The sequence below is a fragment of the Glaciimonas sp. PCH181 genome (assembly GCF_003056055.1).
In the GTDB taxonomy this organism is placed as follows: Bacteria; Pseudomonadota; Gammaproteobacteria; order Burkholderiales; family Burkholderiaceae_D; genus Glaciimonas.
In genome coordinates, this window is sequence record NZ_PYFP01000003.1 from 177,798 (window position 1) to 194,060 (window position 16,263).

Consider the following 16,263-nt stretch of genomic DNA (forward strand, 5'->3'; position numbering starts at 1 on the left):
ACACGAGGACATCATTCCCTATGGTTGACAAGAAAAGCCTTTCCGAACGCGACATCTGCTCCAAGTACATCACACCAGCCGTTACCGCTGCTGGTTGGGATTTGTATACTCAGATTCGAGAGGAAGTGAGCTTTACCAAGGGACGCGTCATCGTGCGTGGCAAACTGCATACCCGTGGTGAACAAAAGCGTGCAGATTACATCTTGTATTACAAGCCGAATATCCCGCTGGCAGTCATCGAAGCGAAGGAAAACGGTCAAAGCGTCGGAGCTGGCATGCAGCAGGCTCTCAACTATGCTGAAACCCTCGGCGTACCGTTTGTGTTTAGCTCCAATGGCGATGCCTTCCTGATGCATGACCGTACTGGGCTGGCTAAAAGGACCGAGCAGGAACTGGCATTGGATGCTTTCCCCTCACCCGCAGAACTGTGGCAGCGCTACTGTCAGTGGAAAGGCCTGGAAACAGCCGATGCCCGTCGCGCTGTGGAAATGCCGTATTACGATGACGGTGGAGGCCGCGCTCCGCGTTATTACCAAACTAACGCCATCAACAATACAATCGAGGCCGTCGCAAAAGCGCAGCAGAGGATTTTGCTGGTAATGGCCACCGGTACCGGCAAGACCTACACTGCGTTCCAGATCATCTGGCGCTTGTGGAAATCCAAAACAAAAAAACGCATCCTGTTTTTAGCTGACCGTAACATCCTGGTCGATCAGACCAAAAACAATGATTTCAAGCCGTTTGGTGCGGCGATGACCAAAATCAGCAAGCGTCAGATAGACAAGAGTTACGAAATTTACTTGTCGCTGTATCAGGCCGTCACCGGCAACGAAGAAGAGCAGAACATCTACAAGCAGTTCTCCCCAGACTTTTTCGACTTGATTGTGATCGACGAATGTCATCGCGGCAGCGCCGCGGAGGATTCCGCGTGGCGCGCCATTCTGGCGTACTTTTCTTCCGCAACGCACATAGGCTTAACGGCTACGCCGAAAGAAACCAAAGAAGTCTCCAGCATCTATTACTTTGGCGATCCGGTGTACACCTACACCCTCAAACAGGGCATTGAAGATGGCTTTCTTGCGCCGTATAAGGTTGTGCGCATCGACATCGACAAAGACGTGCAAGGATGGCGTCCTGACAAAGGGCAAGCCGACAAACATGGTCTGCTGATTGAGGACCGGGTGTACAATCAGATCGATATGGATCGCAAGTTGGTGTTAGAAAAGCGTACCGAACTAGTCGCCAGAAAAATCACTGATTTTCTCACTGCAACCGATCCCTACGCAAAGACCATCGTATTTTGTGATGACATCGATCACGCCGAACGCATGCGCCAGGCTTTGGTCAACCTGAACCCCGAGCGCGTCAAAGAAAACCGCAAATATGTGATGCGTATTACCGGCGATGAGATAGAAGGCAAGGCCGAGCTGGATAACTTCATTAACCCGGAAGAACGTTATCCGGTGATCGCCACCACTTCCAAGTTGATGACGACGGGTGTCGATGCACAAACCTGCAAACTGATCGTACTAGATCAACACATCAAGTCCATGACCGAGTTCAAGCAAATCATCGGACGCGGTACGCGTATCAATGAAGATTACGACAAGTTCTGGTTCACCATCATGGATTTCAAAAAAGCGACCGAACTATTTGCGGACCCGGACTTTGACGGCGAGCCAGTCATGATTTATGCGCCCAAAGTGGATGAATCGCCAGTGCCGCCAGATGACGATGAGCAAGAAGTCATTCTTGATGAAAACGGCAATCCAATGCCAACGGGCGCAGAAAATACTGGCGTCACACTATCTGGGACGGATGACGGTATTTTTGGTGGTGACGCACCCGGCGCAGGTCGCGTCAAATATGTATTGGCCGATGTGACGGTGCATATCGTTGCCGAGCGCGTGCAATATTACGGCCCGGACGGCAAACTGATTACCGAATCCCTGAAGGATTACACCCGCAAAACCGTGCGCAAGGACTATTCCTCGCTCGATCAATTTTTACTGCGCTGGAGCAAAGCCGAGCGCAAGGCCGCCATCCTTCGCGAGCTCGAAGAACACGGTGTGTTGCTACAACCTCTGGCCGAGGAAGTTGGCAAAGATTTTGATGCATTCGATTTGATCTGCCATGTAGCCTTTGATCAACCACCTTTGACGCGACGTGAGCGAGCCGAAAATGTCAAAAAGCGCAATTATTTTGTAAAATACGGCGATCAAGCCCGCAAAGTCCTGGAAACACTGCTGGAAAAATACGCCGATACCGGCATTGAAAACATTGAAGACATCAAAATTCTCACCCTCGACCCGTTCAAAAATATGGGCACCGCCAGCGAGTTGGTCTCAGCCTTTGGCGGCAAGCCAGCTTATATAGCAGCATTGTATGAACTAGAGAAAAATCTCTACGCTTAACGATTTAAATTCACATTTACCTTCACCGAAAAGTTGTCCGCATTATGAGTATTTCTTCTACTATCAAATCCATCCAAGACATCATGCGCAAAGACGTCGGTGTCGACGGCGACGCCCAGCGCCTGAGCCAACTCGTCTGGATGTTATTCCTGAAAATTTTTGACGACCGCGAGAGTGAATGGGAATTGCTGCAAGACAATTACCAGTCGCCCTTGCCAGAACAATACCGCTGGCGCAACTGGGCCGCCAATGCCGAAGGCATGACCGGCGAAGCATTAAAACAATTTTTGGATAACGATCTATTCCCAGCTTTGCAGCAGTTAGAAGCCAAAGGTGGCGATCAGCGCGCCTTTGTCATCCGCTCGGTATTTGAAGATGCGTATAACTACATGAAATCCGGACAATTGATCCGCCAGGTAGTCAACAAGCTTGAGGAAGGGATTGACTTTAACAAGGGACAAGAACGGCATTTATTCGGCGATATGTATGAGCAATTGCTGCGCGATTTGCAAGCGGCAGGCAATGCGGGCGAATTTTATACCCCGCGTGCGGTGACTGAATTCATGGTGCGCATGAGCAACCCGCGCCTCGGTGAAAAGGTGATGGACCCTGCCTGCGGTACCGGTGGCTTTCTATCTTACTCAATCAAACACATCCGCGCCCAGGATGTCAAAACGGTCGATGACGAAGTGCAATTGCAAGCCAGTATATTAGGCATCGAGAAAAAGCCATTACCGCATTTGCTATGCACCACCAACATGATCTTGCACGGCATTGATGTGCCGATCAATATTCGCCATGACAATACCCTGTCCTATCCATTAATCAGTTGGGGACCAAAACAACGCGTCGATGTGGTCATTACCAATCCCCCTTTTGGCGGCATGGAAGAAGATGGAATTGAAACCAACTTCCCGGCAGCATTTCGCACCCGTGAAACGGCCGATCTGTTTCTGGTACTGATCATGCAATTGCTGAAAGTGAATGGCCGTGCCGCGCTGGTTTTGCCGGATGGTTTTTTGTTTGGCGAAGGTATCAAAACCCGCATCAAAGAAAAGTTGCTGACCGAATGTAATCTGCACACTATCGTGCGTCTGCCCAATGGCGTGTTTGCACCGTACACCGGCATCAAAACTAATCTGCTGTTTTTTAGCAAAGGCACGCCTACGCAACACATCTGGTTTTATGAACACCCGTACCCACCCGGCGTCAAAAGCTACAGCAAAACCAAGCCGATGAAGATCGCTGAATTTGATGAAGAGGCGGCATGGTGGGGAGAAGCAAAAGATGGCTTTAAACACCGCGTAGAAAATGAACAAGCGTGGAAAGTTAGCATAGATGACATCAAGGCGCGTAACTACAACCTCGACTGCAAGAATCCACATATCGGTGAACAGGAAATTCACGACCCTGATTTGTTGCTAGCGCAGTACGATGCGATGCAGAAGGATATTGCCTCGCTGCGCGGACAGTTGAAAACTATTCTCGGAGAAGCGCTGCAACGTGGGGTGGCGTCTTGAGCGGTATTCAGCAGATGTTGACCGAGCATATTGATATCTGGACGGCTGCCGATAGTAGTAAAAAATCTGGGCGTGGCCGCGCTTCGAGTAATGTTGGGAATGTGTATGGCATTAGGAAGTTGCGCGAGCTAATTCTGGAGCTAGCCGTGCGTGGGAAGTTGGTGCCGCAAGATGCTAATGATGAACCGGCCAGTGAATTGCTTAAACGCATACGGGCTGAAAAATCCAAGCTGATTGCTGAAGGCAAGATCAAAAAAGACAAGCCGTCCGCACCGATAACAGACCTAGAAAAGCCGTTTAAGTTGCCAGAGGGTTGGGAATGGATCAGGTTAAATGAACTATTAAGCAAAATAGGTGCTGGTAGTACACCTTTGGGAGGCAAGCAGGTTTACGTTGACGACGGCGTCCCTTTTCTGCGCTCTCAAAATGTCTGGAACGAAGGAGTTAGACTTGACGATGTCGCTTTCATAAAATTAGAAACACATCAAAAAATGTTAGGTACACATGTTTTTTCAGGTGATCTTCTGTTTAATATTACAGGAGCGTCGATTGGACGATGTGCCATTGTCCCTGATAGCCTGAAGACAGGAAATGTTAGCCAGCATGTGACAATAGTCCGGCCCGTATCTAAAGAAATCTTGCTGTTTCTCCACTTGGTATTAATTTCAAGACATGTTCAGAAAACGGTAATGGATGTTCAGGTTGGCGTGTCTCGGGAAGGATTAAGTATAGGAAAGTTGGGGCAATTTATTATCCCAATTCCACCTATTTCCGAACAACTCCGCATTGTCGCCAAAGTTGATGAATTGATGGCGCTCTGCGACCGGTTGGAGGCACAACACACCAACGCCGCCGAAGCCCACGAAAAACTCGTGAGCCACCTGCTTGGCACACTTACACTATCGCAAAACGCCGAAGATTTCAGCGCCAACTGGCAGCGTATCGCTGTGCATTTCGATACCTTGTTCACTACCGAAACCAGCATCGACGCCCTCAAGCAAACTTTGTTGCAATTGGCGGTGATGGGAAAGCTCGTGCCGCAAGATCCAAAAGATGAACCGGCTAGTGAACTGCTTAAACAGATTCAGGCTGGAAAAGCCAAGTTAATTGCTGACGGAAAAATTAAGAAATCCAAGCCACTGTATCCCGTCGACGATAAAGAAAAACCTTTTTCACTGCCCATTGGGTGGAAATGGATCAGGCTCTCAGAGGTCGCTGAATTGATTACCTCAGGTTCAAGAGATTGGGCGCAGCATCTATCAGTTGAAGGCGCCAAATTTGTAACAATGGCGAACCTATCTAGAGGTAGCTACAATCTTCGATTAGAAAATATGCGATATGTCAATGCTCCTAAGGATGGAGAGGGCTCAAGGACTAAGTTAGAGGCAAATGATCTTTTAATTTCGATTACTGGCTACGTAGGAAATTTGGGCAGAATTCCAGATGGCTTTGGTGATGCATACATTAACCAACATACGTGCCTTTTGAGATTTATTCCTCAATGTCGAAATAGATACTTTCCAGAAGGCCTAAGATCACCAATGGCCTCCCTACAGTTTAATGCACCTCAACGGGGCATTAAGAACAGCTTCCGCTTAAGTGATGTGGATGAGATGATTATTCCTTTGCCTCCGCGAAATGAACAACTACGGATCGTTTCGAAAATCGATGAACTTATGGCACTCTGCGACCAGCTAAAATCCTTTATCACTGAAGCCAATCAGCTACAACAAAAAATAGCAGACGTCATGATCGAACAAGCGGTAGCGTAATAATCGATTTCATTATTTTTTCTTAATTCCCATTAATTATCACGGAGCGAGCGATGACAGAACCAACAATTACCTGCCCTAGCTGCAAGACCGAGATCCGGCTGACAGAGTCGCTCGCAGCGCCATTGATCGAAGCAACGCGTCAGCAGTTCGAGCAAAAACTCGCGCAGAAAGACAACGAGATCGTCAAACGCGAAGAAAATATTCGTGAAAAAGAAAAACAGGTCGCGGAAGCCAAGCGTACTTTGGGCGAGCAGGTTGCCGACCAGGTCGCTGTGCAATTGAAAGCAGAACGCACCCGCGTAATCGCCGAAGAGTCCAAAAAAGCCAAGCTGGCAAGCGCGGCAGAACTTGATGCCAAAGCACTGGAACTAACCGAACTGCAAGAAGTGCTCAAAACCCGCAACGAAAAACTGGCCGAAGCTCAAAAGGCGCAAGCCGATCTAATCAAGAAGCAACGTGAACTGGATGACGAGAAACGCGAACTGGAGCTGACCATCGAAAAGCGCGTGCAGGATGGTTTGAGCGAAGTGCGTACATTAGCCAAGCGCGAAGCCGAAGATGGACTCAGGCTGAAAGTCATGGAGAAGGATCAGACAATAGCCTCGATGCAGCAAAAAATCGAAGAGCTTAAACAGAAGGCCGAGCAAGGCTCTCAACAATTGCAGGGCGAAGTACAGGAATTGGAACTGGAAAACCTGCTCCGAGCGAAGTTTCCGTTTGACGCGATAGAACCCGTTGGCAAGGGCGAATTTGGCGGCGACATTCTGCAACGGGTCGTCAGCCCGAGTGGTCAGCCATGCGGCACGATACTGTGGGAATCCAAGCGCACCAAGAACTGGAGCGATGGATGGCTAAGCAGATTGCGCGAAGATCAACGCACGGCCAAAGCCGAAATTGCCGTCCTTGTGAGTCAGGTCTTGCCCAAAAACGTGGAAGCCTTCGATGTGATCGATGGGGTCTGGATTAGCAGTCCGCGTGCCGCACTACCCGTCGCAACAGTGCTGCGTCATTCGCTGCTGCAGGTGAACATGGCAAGGCAAGCTTCAGAAGGACAGCAAACCAAAACCGAAATGGTGTACGAATACCTCACTGGCCCGCGGTTTCGCCAGCGTGTTGAAGCCATCGTCGAGGCATTCTCCTCAATGCAGATAGACCTGGACAAAGAACGCAAGGTCATCATGAAGCAATGGGCGAAGCGTGAAGAACAGATTGAGCGCGTCATGGGGGCGACGGTCGGCATGTATGGCGATTTGCAAGGTATCGCGGGCAAGTCTCTACAGGAGATCGAGGGTCTTGAACTTCAAGCGTTGGAATCTGACGACAGAATAGCAAAGGTGCTGACCAATTCATAAGATGTGCCTGAACGTGGATGTCGCAGTTCTACGGAAATCGGATGGTCAAACGGGTTTCTTGGCCGTCGGCAATGCAGCGAATGGGCCATTGGCTATCACTGAGGCGGCCATTGATGCTTATTGTATTCGGCTTCCTCAGATACCTTCCAGTACTGCGCGCTATTTACACACATCCGGCAATGTCAGCGTGCTTCCGATTTCTCTCGATCTTCTGCCTGCACCGCTGGGGGCAATATGGCGTCGTGATCGCATAAGCAGGCAGCAAGTGCACCTGTTTGTCGAAGTCCTGAAAGATGTGATAAAAGCCGCCAGTGCAAGCGATGAAAATACAATGTTAGCCATGCCGGATGAATTGCACTGATTTCTGGCTTCCATTTGGTTAGCTAAGGAGGCGCAAATGGCGCTGAACAGAACCCGTTAGTAGGTCGGCCTGATCGCTTGCTGAGATGCTTCCCATACAAAAAGCCGACTTTAAGTCGGCTTTTTGCATTGATAACGACTGCCCGAAAAGTTAGGCAAGCATAGTCGGTGAAATAAGATGCCTATCCCTTACCCAACTCACTCATCGGCGTACGATAAGTCTCCCGCGCCGTCGCAACCGAGAGTGCCGAAATCGCCGATGTAATAGTGACAAATATCGCAACCGGCACCCAGCCATTAATCCCCGGCTGCAAAATTGCCGCGCTGATGGTCGGTGCAAAGCCACCTAATGCAAAGCCTACCTGCGTACCGATCGCCATGCCCGACAGACGCACACGGGTATTGAACATTTCACCGTACAAAGAAGGCCAGACGCCGTTTGCCGCGCTATACACGACGCCTGATAACAACAAGCCAAGTACGAAGATGAGAGGAATGTTGGCGTGACTTAGCGCCCACATGTAAGGCCAAATCAGGCAGGCTGAGCCGAGCGCACCGAACATAAATACTGGCTTGCGGCCAATGCGATCCGATAACGCAGCGAAGAGGGGAATCGCGCCTAATGCGACCAGATTTGCCAATACCAGCACGGTCAGCATCGTTGCCCGTGGGATGTGGACTGTGTTGACCGCATAGGACAACGTGAAGACGCTAAAAATGGTGCTGACTACAGATATTAGGGCGGCAAAGATGACGCGTACTAAATTAGCCTTATGGTCGCGGAATAGCACGGCTACCGGCAGTTTGGCTTGCTTATGGGCTTTTTCTTCTTCGTTAAAAGCTGGCGTTTCAGGCAGCGTCCGGCGCACCCACATCCCAACCGCGACGACGATGGCGCTCAGAAAAAACGGAATGCGCCAGCCCCATGCCAGCAACTGATCTTCTGGGAGTGCTGAGATCGGCAAAAATACCAACGTCGCCAAAATCAGGCCTGCTTGTGTTCCGCTCAATGTGAAGCTGGTAAAAAATGCGCGTCGATGTGCGGGGGCATGTTCTAGCGTCATTGAGTTGGCACCGGCCTGCTCACCTGCTGCCGATAATCCCTGCAACATGCGCAACACGACCAGCATGATTGGCGCAGCTATGCCAATCTGGCCATAAGTTGGCAATAAGCCGACTAGAAAAGTGGTGATGCCCATTAATAGCAGCGTAAAAGTAAGCACTTTTTTGCGACCGTATTTGTCACCTACGTGACCCAGCAGCACAGCGCCGATCGGTCTTGTGACATAGCCAACGCCGAAGGTGGCAAACGCTGCAATGGTCCCTGTGACAGGATCAAATGCCGGGAAGAAAATCTTGCCGAACACTAACGCCGCTGCGGTGCCATAAATAAAGAAATCGTAATATTCGACCGCGCTGCCGATCCAACTGGCCAAGGCGGCTTTACGCGGTGAACTTGTACTTGCTTGCTGCTCGGCGCCATCAGCGGCTTGTCTCCGAGATTTTTGCGAAACTGTAGATGTCGACATACCGTTCTCCATGAACTGTCGTTATATTTTTACTGTTAAGAGAACGTATTCTTATAACAGTATCCTTGAATCGAAGGGTTTAAAACCGGTGTAGGATGCCAGCCTGCAAACCGATCAGGCTTTTGCCGTTGATATCGGCACCGGCTAAATTGGCGGTCGGTCCGGCCGAACCGCTGAAGCGAAAACCGGCGTTGGTATCGTTCTTCATGTAGTTGGCAAACCCGTACAGTGTGGTGCGTTTGGATAGGTCGTAATACGTCCCGACGTTACCGCCCTGCGCACCGGCATTTCCGCTGGACGTATCTTTTATGACGCCATACAACGCACCGATGCGCAGCTGCGGTGTGAGCCGATAATCGGCCGATACCTGATAAATGTTATACATCCGCAATACGCTTGGGTTGTTACCGGCAAATGCGTTCGTTGGAATACTGACATTGCTCAAAATACCGGTGGCGTTATTGCCGTTCGCATTGCCTGTCACGTTGTTACTGCGGACATAGGCGAAATAGATTTTGCCTTTGCCGTAATCGTAGTCGGCATATAAGTTGTGGTAGACCACTGCATTCGCGTACAAAGCGTTCGCCAGCGGCTTAGCCCACAAACCCGCATAACCGGCACGGTACGACCCGTTGGTGTAATCAACGCCAGCTTGATACACGCCACGCGTACCGATACTTTCACCAGCAGTTTCGGTCATTGCGTAGTGCAGATCTACCTGAAAATTCGCAATCCGTGGCGACTTATAGGAAATGTCATTGTCGTAACGCGAAGGAACGCCAAACGTATTAATGAGGGACCCGAAAGTAGTCCGTTCGGTGTAATCGATGGCACCGCCGATGAAGAAAATGATGGTGTTCTGACGGCCAAGGCGGAATTCACCACCCGGGGTATTGATACCCACCCATGCCTGACGATCGAACAAGCGCGGCGCATCGGCCGCTGCACCGGTATTCGCGCCCAGCCCCTGCTCCAGCGTGAACTTGGCCTGATAACCATCGCCCAAATCTTCCACACCCTTGAAGCCCAGACGACTGCGCAGGATCGCGCCATCATTCAGGCCAGTGACGCTCTTGCCAGTGTTGCTATGGATGTAACCGATGTACTGATCCACATCGCCATAGATGGTCACATTGGATTGTGCCTGTGCAAACGTAGAGCAAGCAGCGAGGCTAAAACAAGCGACTAATTTTTTCTTCATAACATCTCCGTAGTGTTTATTTTTTGTTGTGTGCGTCAACACGCACGAAAGGCTAGCGCCTCTGACGTGCCGATTTCCCTCAAGATTTTTAGAAGCGAGGGCCTTCGTAAATCAACCAATAAATGACTCTCCACACGTCGTGTGAAGAGCATTAGCAAGGCAAGTGAAATAGGGCCAGCGACATTAGCCGCGCGAGAATCAATCAGGCTTTATTGACTGCTGGCCGTCGCAGGCTGCAAGGCCAGCGCAGCAATCGCGAGCCCATATCCTTGAATACCGAAGCCCGCCATCACCCCATGCGCCACTGGTGATATCCACGAGTGGTGACGAAACGATTCGCGTGCATGGACATTTGAAATATGCAGTTCGATCAGATGTACGCTGGCGCCTTTGATGGCATCATGCAGGGCGATCGAAGTATGAGTGTAAGCACCGGCGTTAAACACCACCCCGGCTAGGGTTCCGGCGGCCTGCGCCACGCCTGCTGCATGGATCAAATCGATCAATACGCCTTCGTGATTAGACTGGCGAAAATCGAGCGTAAAGCCATGCGTTTCGCAAGCGTCGCAGCAAAGGGCTTCAACGTCAGCCAGAGTTTGCGCGCCATAGAACGACGGCTCGCGGGTGCCTAGCAGGTTGAGGTTTGGGCCATTCAGGACCAGAACGGATTTCGGTGGTGCGGTCATGCTGTCTCCTTCAAGGATTGGATTGAAAGCTGCGTTATTTTTATTATTTGCAGCTATTTTTTTAATCGCACATCAGGCCATTCTTGGATGTTCAGCCGTTGGCTGGCGCACTTGCAGGCTGCGGCGCAGCACCTGATCGGTGACCCACTTGGCTGCGCGATGCGCCCGACGGGCGACAATTTCCGGCGACAATTGCAAGTAATCATCGTTGAACACTTCGAAGCTGAAGTCGCCGCGATAACCGCCGCGATCTAGTCGGCGCAGCAGATCGGAGAGTTCTTTCGAATGCGCCCCTTCGCCCGGAAATACGCGCAAATGACGCGCTGTTTCCAGCCGCTCTTCTGCACTGCGAATATCGCGCCACATAAAATCGGACAATTGCACCAGCGCGATCTTCTCGCTAGGGATGTCTTCCAGGCCATCGAAGTCCGCTTGATTGGCCAGCATATGGAAAGAGTCGATTACTACGCCAAGATTGGAATGATCGGCAAGTTCAACCGCCTCCCACGATTGCGTGTATTGGTTGATGTGACGGCCCCACGATAAAGCTTCAAAACCGACCTTCACGCCCAACGGCACCGCCAATGTCGCCAGTTTCGCCAAATGGTAGGCGATCACGGGCAAGTCGCCGGTTGCGTGGCTGGAGGTACTAGAACACACCATCAGCAAAGGAGCGCCGACTGCTTTGCACATTTGCAGTAAATTTTTAGCGATATCGAGTTTATATTCGTGCAAGGTGCCCGATAGCCCTTCAAAATCGCGCATGACCTGAATCCCGGTGACCCGCACACCAGAGGCTTTTACCACGCGCACCGCCTCGTCCAAGCCGCCGGGATGACCCGCCAGGTCCTTAGCCCACAGCATGATTTGAGAAAATCCTGCCACTTTCGAGGCGTTTAGTTTGGATTCCAATGGCCCCGCCAGCGTGATGCTATCCATGCCGAAATTGCTTAAGTTCATATCGCCTCCAACGCGCGGAAAGCATCCGACGACACGCCGGGCCAGCCGAACAATTCCAGATAAAGAGGCGATTGTTCGATCATCATTTCGCGGCCTTTCTGAATCCGACAACCGCGCTGTTGCGCTTCGATCAGCAATCGTGTCATTTCCGTTTTCATACCGCAGTCGGCGACGATGCAGGACGGCGCGATATCAGCCAAATCTAGCGGTAGCGGATCGTCGGGACTCATCCCTAATGGGGTTGAATTAACGACTAGATCGTAGCCCTTAGCCTGTGGTGTACCGATCACGACTTCCGTTGCGGGAAACGCGTTTTGCAAACGTTCTCTTAGCGCTTCGGCTTGCGGTGCACGGGTATCGTAAATCCCGATATGACCGATGCCACGGGTTGCCAGCGATGCGGCGACCGCACAGCCGACGCCGCCACTGCCGACGACTAGTGCGCGTGCATTTTCCCAGTTAAAAGGCGTGCTCTGACAAGTACGATCAAATGCGCGCACAAAACCTTCGCCGTCGATAAGATCGCCGATCAATGTCTTGCCATCGGTGCCTTTATAGATAGCGTTGCAAGCCCCTGCCAGCAAGGCCCGCGAGGTGGGCTGATCAACTGCCGCCACGCTCATCGGCTTATGCGGAATCGATACAAATATGCCACCGACGTTTTCCATCGCCATCAACATGCGCACAGCGGAAATATAAGATTCCGGTGCGATTTTTAGCGGAATCACACGGGCATCAATGTCGTGTTGTTTGAAGTAAGCGTTAAATAATGTGGGCGCTTTAACTTGCTCGACCGGCCAGCCAATGACCGGAAAAATGCGCGTTGTGCCAGAAATTTCAATCATGATTATTCTCCGGCGATGTTCAGATGGCTGACCACCAACTCAAAGCTGACGCCGCTTTTGTAAAGTTGGGTCAACGCCCCTTTTTCGCTGGATTGCGCTGGCTCGCGGTCGATGAAAACGATGCCGCGTTGTTTCAGCTCCTTGACTGCCGCCAGTACATCCGGCGCACCGATCCCGATGCGGATTAATTGTTCGTCCCACTGCAAGCCACCAGCGCCGTCAGGCGGCTCAACTAATTGCAGATAAAAACTGTGGCAAGGGCTTTCTAGCAGCGTTCCTTTTGGCAGCACACCAAAATAACTTCCTTGCGGCAGCGGACGAAAATCCATTAACTGTTGATAGAAATCGATCCATTCGGGCGAGCGGTCATAGCCGATTGCCTGCACCACGCCAAAAAAATGCATCCCTGCCAGCGCGGGTGGATTGGTCGGGGCGTGCATGATCGGTTTGAAATCGACGTCATAGATAGAGAAGTCGCGGAAGCGATCGACGAAATACAGGATCGAATCGCCGACTCCGTGCACACCGGGAATATTCAGCTCCATGACACCGGCACGGGTCTCGATGGCCCATGCGCCCATCGCGATGGCATGGCGGTAGGCAGCATCGGCGTCGCGCACACGCAATGCGATGGCACTGATAACAGTGGATTGCGGATCGGTGTCCGACTGCGATAAAGCGCGGGGATCGGCGTTGACGATGACGTTCATCGTGCCTTGGCGATAAAGCGTTACTTCGCGTGAACGATGACGCGCGGTTGGCACAAAACCCATTTGCTCAAGCAGCGCCCCTAGCGCTAACGGCTGGGCGGTGGCATATTCAATAAATTCAATGCCGTCGATGCCGAGCGGATTATTCGGTTCAGGGTTATGTTCTTGCGCAGTCATGGTCGTCCTTGGCAGAAGTGATGGACGGAGTATAGGAGTGCAAACCTTAGAAAAAAGTGTCCAAAACTGCTAATATTGCGTTAATCGCGCAATTTGAGCGTTTAACGCACAAAAACTCACTTATTTGCATATGAAAAAACGACCGGAATTGTTCGAGGTAGACGTCGCTAAACGCGATCTGATCGATGGCTTAATTAAGGGCATCGATGTAATCACGGCGTTTAACGATGACACGGCGCGGCTGACTGCAAGTGAGTTGGCAGAGAAGGTAATGCTTAGCCGTAGCGCGGCACGGCGTTATTTGCTGACGTTGGTGCATATTGGGTTGGCGGCGACAGATGGGCGGAGTTTTTGGCTGACGCCGAAAGTGCTTAATCTGGGGCGCTCGTATTTGGATTCGGCGCGGTTGCCGCGTGCAATTGTGCCGTTTTTGCAGCGCCTGACTTTACAGTTGCAGGAGTCGACTAATTACTCAGTGTTGGAGGGCGATGACGTGGTGTATGTGAGTCGGGTTAATGCGCCGCGGCAACTGACTACGGGGTTCGAACCGGGGACGCGGTTGCCGGCTTATACCTCTACCGCTGGTCGGGTGTTGTTGTCGGCTAAGCCGGATGTTGAGTTGCGTGCTTATCTGGATCGGGTTGAGTTGATTGCTTATACGCATTTGACTGTGCTGGATAAAGAGCAGTTATTTAAAGAATTAGTTGCTATTCGGGAAGATGGTTTTGCGGTGACTGAAAACCAGTACGAAATTGGATTTCGGGGGATTTCTGTGCCGATCAAGAGTCGACGCGGGACGTTGGTTGGGGCGTTGAGTGTGTCGATGATGATTGCTAGTTGTTCGCGGGCTGAGGCCACGGCGCGGTGTGTGCCGGCTTTGCAGGCTACGGCTAATACTTTGATGTTGTGGGTTTGAGTTAGGGGGTAATTGACACGGTTTGTGCTCCGTGGAATGGAGCTCAACTCATAGTAACGCCGCCAATTCAACCTGTACTTTAAGCAAAGCAGGCAAACACCTCTCCACAATATCCTCGACCGCAATCCGCGCCGCATGCACGCTAACATTCACCGCAGCCACAGTCTCCCCCCGAAAATTCTTCAACGGCACCGCAATCGTCCGCAACCCCAATTCAAGCTCTTGATCCACCACCGCATAACCCTGCGCCCGAGTACGCGCAATTTCCAATAAAAGCCGATCTTTGTTAACGATAGTGTGCGCAGTAATCGCCTCAAGCTGCACACGCTCAAGCAACGCCTCAATCTGCAATTGCGACAAACTAGCCAACAAAACCCGCCCGTTAGCGGTACAAAAAGCAGGTACCCGCGTCCCAGGCTGCAACGTCGCCGACACCAACCGCCCTGCGCTAACCGCCGCCACACACACCAACTCATCATGGTCCAGCACCCCGGCAGATGCGGCTTCTTCCAGCGAATAAGCCAACCGATACAACAACGGCTGCACAATCCGTGGCAACCGAGCCGAGTGCAAATACGACTGCCCCAGCCGCAACACTTTTGGCGTCAGCGAAAACACCTTTTCTTCATGTCGAACATACCCCAGATGCGTCAGCGTAATCAAATATCGTCTGGCAGCCGCACGGGTCAGCCCAACGCGTTGCGCGACTTCACCGATAGTCAGCCGCGACCGCTCCTGATCAAAAGCTTCGATGACTTGCAAGCCTTTTTCCAAACCGGCAATTAAATCGCGTTTTAACGGCCCGTCAGCCTCTGACTTAACGGCAGGCAACACGACGTTCGGTGCGCCACCCTCGGGCGTGATTTTCTGGGATATCGGCTCAATCGGCATAAAAACCTCTCTTTTGGGCGATTGTCGCACAATAAGGGCGATCAGCGTACGTTACAGCACTTTGCCGCCTTGTTTCCCACTTTTTGATCACCTATGATCCATTTCATTCGCCGCCAACGCAAGAATCTGCACGATTAACGCGCATTTAGTGGCGACGCTTTGATAATCCGCCCCGATTGCGACATCGACCACCTTGCAAGCCACTAATTATATGAGGAGAAACGACGTGAAATTTCCGTTAATCGACAGCGGGGTTCACCCCACTCTGGTGTATCCCCCTTACGCCTCGACCCTGAAACGCGGCCCGACGCAAGCACCGTTACGAATTCAGGCGGCCGATCCGGTCCAGACCAATATCACCGCCTCGCCTGGTTTGATCTTGCCGCACGATACCGATCTGACGATACAAGGTCAGAGCCAGCCTTTAGGCGAGAAGATCGTCGTTACCGGCCGCGTCTTTGATGAAGATGGCAAACCGGTACGTAACTCGCTGCTGGAAGTCTGGCAATGCAACGCTGCGGGCCGCTATTGGCACAAGCGTGATCAGCACGATGCGCCGCTTGATCCAAATTTTTTCGGGTCCGGCAAAATGCTGACCGATGACGAAGGCCGCTATCGTTTTGTGACGATCAAACCCGGTCCTTATCCGTGGGGAAATCACCATAAAGCCTGGCGTCCGGCGCATATCCATTTCTCGCTGTTTGGCAACGTCTATGCACAACGTCTGGTGACGCAAATGTATTTCCCGAGCGATCCATTGTTCGACTATGACCCAATCTTTCAGAGCATTCCCGATCTCGCCGCACGGCAGCGTTTGATCGCGCATTTCAGCATGGAAGAAACGGTCGATGACAAAATGTTGGGCTACACATTCGATATCGTGTTACGTGGTCGTGACGCCACGCCGATGGATCTTTAAAAGGAAAT

Annotated in this window: 14 protein-coding genes; 7 read left to right on the forward strand and 7 right to left on the reverse strand. The window is 51.5% G+C overall.

The annotated features are described in order from the left end of the window. The first annotated feature begins 20 nt into the window (after nucleotides 1-20). Genes hsdR through C7W93_RS21540 form a run of 5 tightly spaced genes read left to right on the forward strand, consistent with a single transcriptional unit; the run spans nucleotide 21 to nucleotide 7,422 of the window. The gene (gene hsdR, locus C7W93_RS21520) at nucleotides 21-2,414 is read left to right on the forward strand and encodes an EcoAI/FtnUII family type I restriction enzme subunit R (RefSeq protein ID WP_108442391.1); all 2,394 of its coding nucleotides are present in this window, start codon (nucleotides 21-23) and stop codon (nucleotides 2,412-2,414) included. Between the two features lie 44 nt (nucleotides 2,415-2,458). After that, nucleotides 2,459-3,934, forward strand: coding sequence for a class I SAM-dependent DNA methyltransferase (locus tag C7W93_RS21525; RefSeq protein WP_108442392.1), 1,476 nt, complete (start codon nucleotides 2,459-2,461; stop codon nucleotides 3,932-3,934). Beyond that, nucleotides 3,931-5,706, forward strand: a complete 1,776-nt coding sequence (locus C7W93_RS21530) for a restriction endonuclease subunit S (RefSeq protein WP_201747330.1) — start codon at nucleotides 3,931-3,933, stop codon at nucleotides 5,704-5,706. The genes C7W93_RS21525 and C7W93_RS21530 overlap by 4 nt, the downstream gene beginning before the upstream one ends. A gap of 53 nt (nucleotides 5,707-5,759) precedes the next feature. Then, nucleotides 5,760-7,061 (forward strand): DUF2130 domain-containing protein, encoded by a 1,302-nt coding sequence (locus C7W93_RS21535; RefSeq protein WP_108442393.1) that lies wholly within the window; start codon nucleotides 5,760-5,762, stop codon nucleotides 7,059-7,061. 13 nt (nucleotides 7,062-7,074) lie between these two features. Then, nucleotides 7,075-7,422 (forward strand): hypothetical protein, encoded by a 348-nt coding sequence (locus C7W93_RS21540; RefSeq protein WP_146177595.1) that lies wholly within the window; start codon nucleotides 7,075-7,077, stop codon nucleotides 7,420-7,422. Between the two features lie 181 nt (nucleotides 7,423-7,603). Here C7W93_RS21540 and C7W93_RS21545 read toward each other — a convergent pair whose 3' ends face one another. From C7W93_RS21545 to C7W93_RS21570, 6 genes are all read right to left on the reverse strand, one after another. Continuing rightward, nucleotides 7,604-8,950, reverse strand: a complete 1,347-nt coding sequence (locus C7W93_RS21545; protein ID WP_108442395.1) for an MFS transporter — start codon at nucleotides 8,948-8,950, stop codon at nucleotides 7,604-7,606. A 79-nt stretch (nucleotides 8,951-9,029) separates the two neighbouring features. Continuing rightward, nucleotides 9,030-10,151 (reverse strand): porin, encoded by a 1,122-nt coding sequence (locus C7W93_RS21550; RefSeq protein ID WP_108442396.1) that lies wholly within the window; start codon nucleotides 10,149-10,151, stop codon nucleotides 9,030-9,032. Between the two features lie 209 nt (nucleotides 10,152-10,360). Continuing rightward, the gene (gene aroQ, locus C7W93_RS21555; RefSeq protein ID WP_108442397.1) at nucleotides 10,361-10,837 is read right to left on the reverse strand and encodes a type II 3-dehydroquinate dehydratase; all 477 of its coding nucleotides are present in this window, start codon (nucleotides 10,835-10,837) and stop codon (nucleotides 10,361-10,363) included. Nucleotides 10,838-10,909: 72 nt separating this feature from the next. Next, the gene (locus C7W93_RS21560) at nucleotides 10,910-11,797 is read right to left on the reverse strand and encodes a sugar phosphate isomerase/epimerase (RefSeq protein ID WP_108442398.1); all 888 of its coding nucleotides are present in this window, start codon (nucleotides 11,795-11,797) and stop codon (nucleotides 10,910-10,912) included. Then, nucleotides 11,794-12,642, reverse strand: coding sequence for a shikimate dehydrogenase (locus tag C7W93_RS21565; RefSeq protein WP_108442399.1), 849 nt, complete (start codon nucleotides 12,640-12,642; stop codon nucleotides 11,794-11,796). The genes C7W93_RS21560 and C7W93_RS21565 overlap by 4 nt, the downstream gene beginning before the upstream one ends. Nucleotides 12,643-12,644: 2 nt before the next feature. Continuing rightward, the gene (locus tag C7W93_RS21570; protein WP_108442400.1) at nucleotides 12,645-13,529 is read right to left on the reverse strand and encodes a 4-hydroxyphenylpyruvate dioxygenase; all 885 of its coding nucleotides are present in this window, start codon (nucleotides 13,527-13,529) and stop codon (nucleotides 12,645-12,647) included. 130 nt (nucleotides 13,530-13,659) lie between these two features. Between C7W93_RS21570 and C7W93_RS21575 the strand changes: the two genes are divergently transcribed. Beyond that, nucleotides 13,660-14,445 carry an IclR family transcriptional regulator C-terminal domain-containing protein gene (locus C7W93_RS21575; protein ID WP_108442401.1) on the forward strand — a complete coding sequence of 262 codons (786 nt, stop codon included), beginning with the start codon at nucleotides 13,660-13,662 and terminating at the stop codon, nucleotides 14,443-14,445. Between the two features lie 48 nt (nucleotides 14,446-14,493). Here the strand turns inward: C7W93_RS21575 and C7W93_RS21580 are convergent, their stop codons facing one another. Continuing rightward, nucleotides 14,494-15,336 (reverse strand): IclR family transcriptional regulator C-terminal domain-containing protein, encoded by an 843-nt coding sequence (locus C7W93_RS21580; RefSeq protein WP_225869992.1) that lies wholly within the window; start codon nucleotides 15,334-15,336, stop codon nucleotides 14,494-14,496. A gap of 211 nt (nucleotides 15,337-15,547) precedes the next feature. Here C7W93_RS21580 and pcaH point away from each other — a divergent pair, with 211 nt between their 5' ends. Next, nucleotides 15,548-16,255: a protocatechuate 3,4-dioxygenase subunit beta gene (pcaH, locus tag C7W93_RS21585; protein ID WP_201747331.1), complete on the forward strand. Its 708-nt coding sequence runs from the start codon at nucleotides 15,548-15,550 to the stop codon at nucleotides 16,253-16,255. The last annotated feature ends 8 nt before the right edge of the window (nucleotides 16,256-16,263 follow it).

Bases quoted from the DNA above. Each gene is read 5' to 3' on its own strand.
- hsdR (WP_108442391.1), top strand. From the start codon at position 21: ATGGTTGACAAGAAAAGCCTTTCCGAACGCGACATCTGCTCCAAGTAC.
- C7W93_RS21525 (WP_108442392.1), top strand. From the start codon at position 2,459: ATGAGTATTTCTTCTACTATCAAATCCATCCAAGACATCATGCGCAAA.
- C7W93_RS21535 (WP_108442393.1), top strand. From the start codon at position 5,760: ATGACAGAACCAACAATTACCTGCCCTAGCTGCAAGACCGAGATCCGG.
- C7W93_RS21545 (WP_108442395.1), bottom strand. From the start codon at position 8,950: ATGTCGACATCTACAGTTTCGCAAAAATCTCGGAGACAAGCCGCTGAT.
- C7W93_RS21550 (WP_108442396.1), bottom strand. From the start codon at position 10,151: ATGAAGAAAAAATTAGTCGCTTGTTTTAGCCTCGCTGCTTGCTCTACG.
- aroQ (WP_108442397.1), bottom strand. From the start codon at position 10,837: ATGACCGCACCACCGAAATCCGTTCTGGTCCTGAATGGCCCAAACCTC.
- C7W93_RS21560 (WP_108442398.1), bottom strand. From the start codon at position 11,797: ATGAACTTAAGCAATTTCGGCATGGATAGCATCACGCTGGCGGGGCCA.
- C7W93_RS21565 (WP_108442399.1), bottom strand. From the start codon at position 12,642: ATGATTGAAATTTCTGGCACAACGCGCATTTTTCCGGTCATTGGCTGG.
- C7W93_RS21570 (WP_108442400.1), bottom strand. From the start codon at position 13,529: ATGACTGCGCAAGAACATAACCCTGAACCGAATAATCCGCTCGGCATC.
- C7W93_RS21575 (WP_108442401.1), top strand. From the start codon at position 13,660: ATGAAAAAACGACCGGAATTGTTCGAGGTAGACGTCGCTAAACGCGAT.
- C7W93_RS21580 (WP_225869992.1), bottom strand. From the start codon at position 15,336: ATGCCGATTGAGCCGATATCCCAGAAAATCACGCCCGAGGGTGGCGCA.
- pcaH (WP_201747331.1), top strand. From the start codon at position 15,548: ATGAGGAGAAACGACGTGAAATTTCCGTTAATCGACAGCGGGGTTCAC.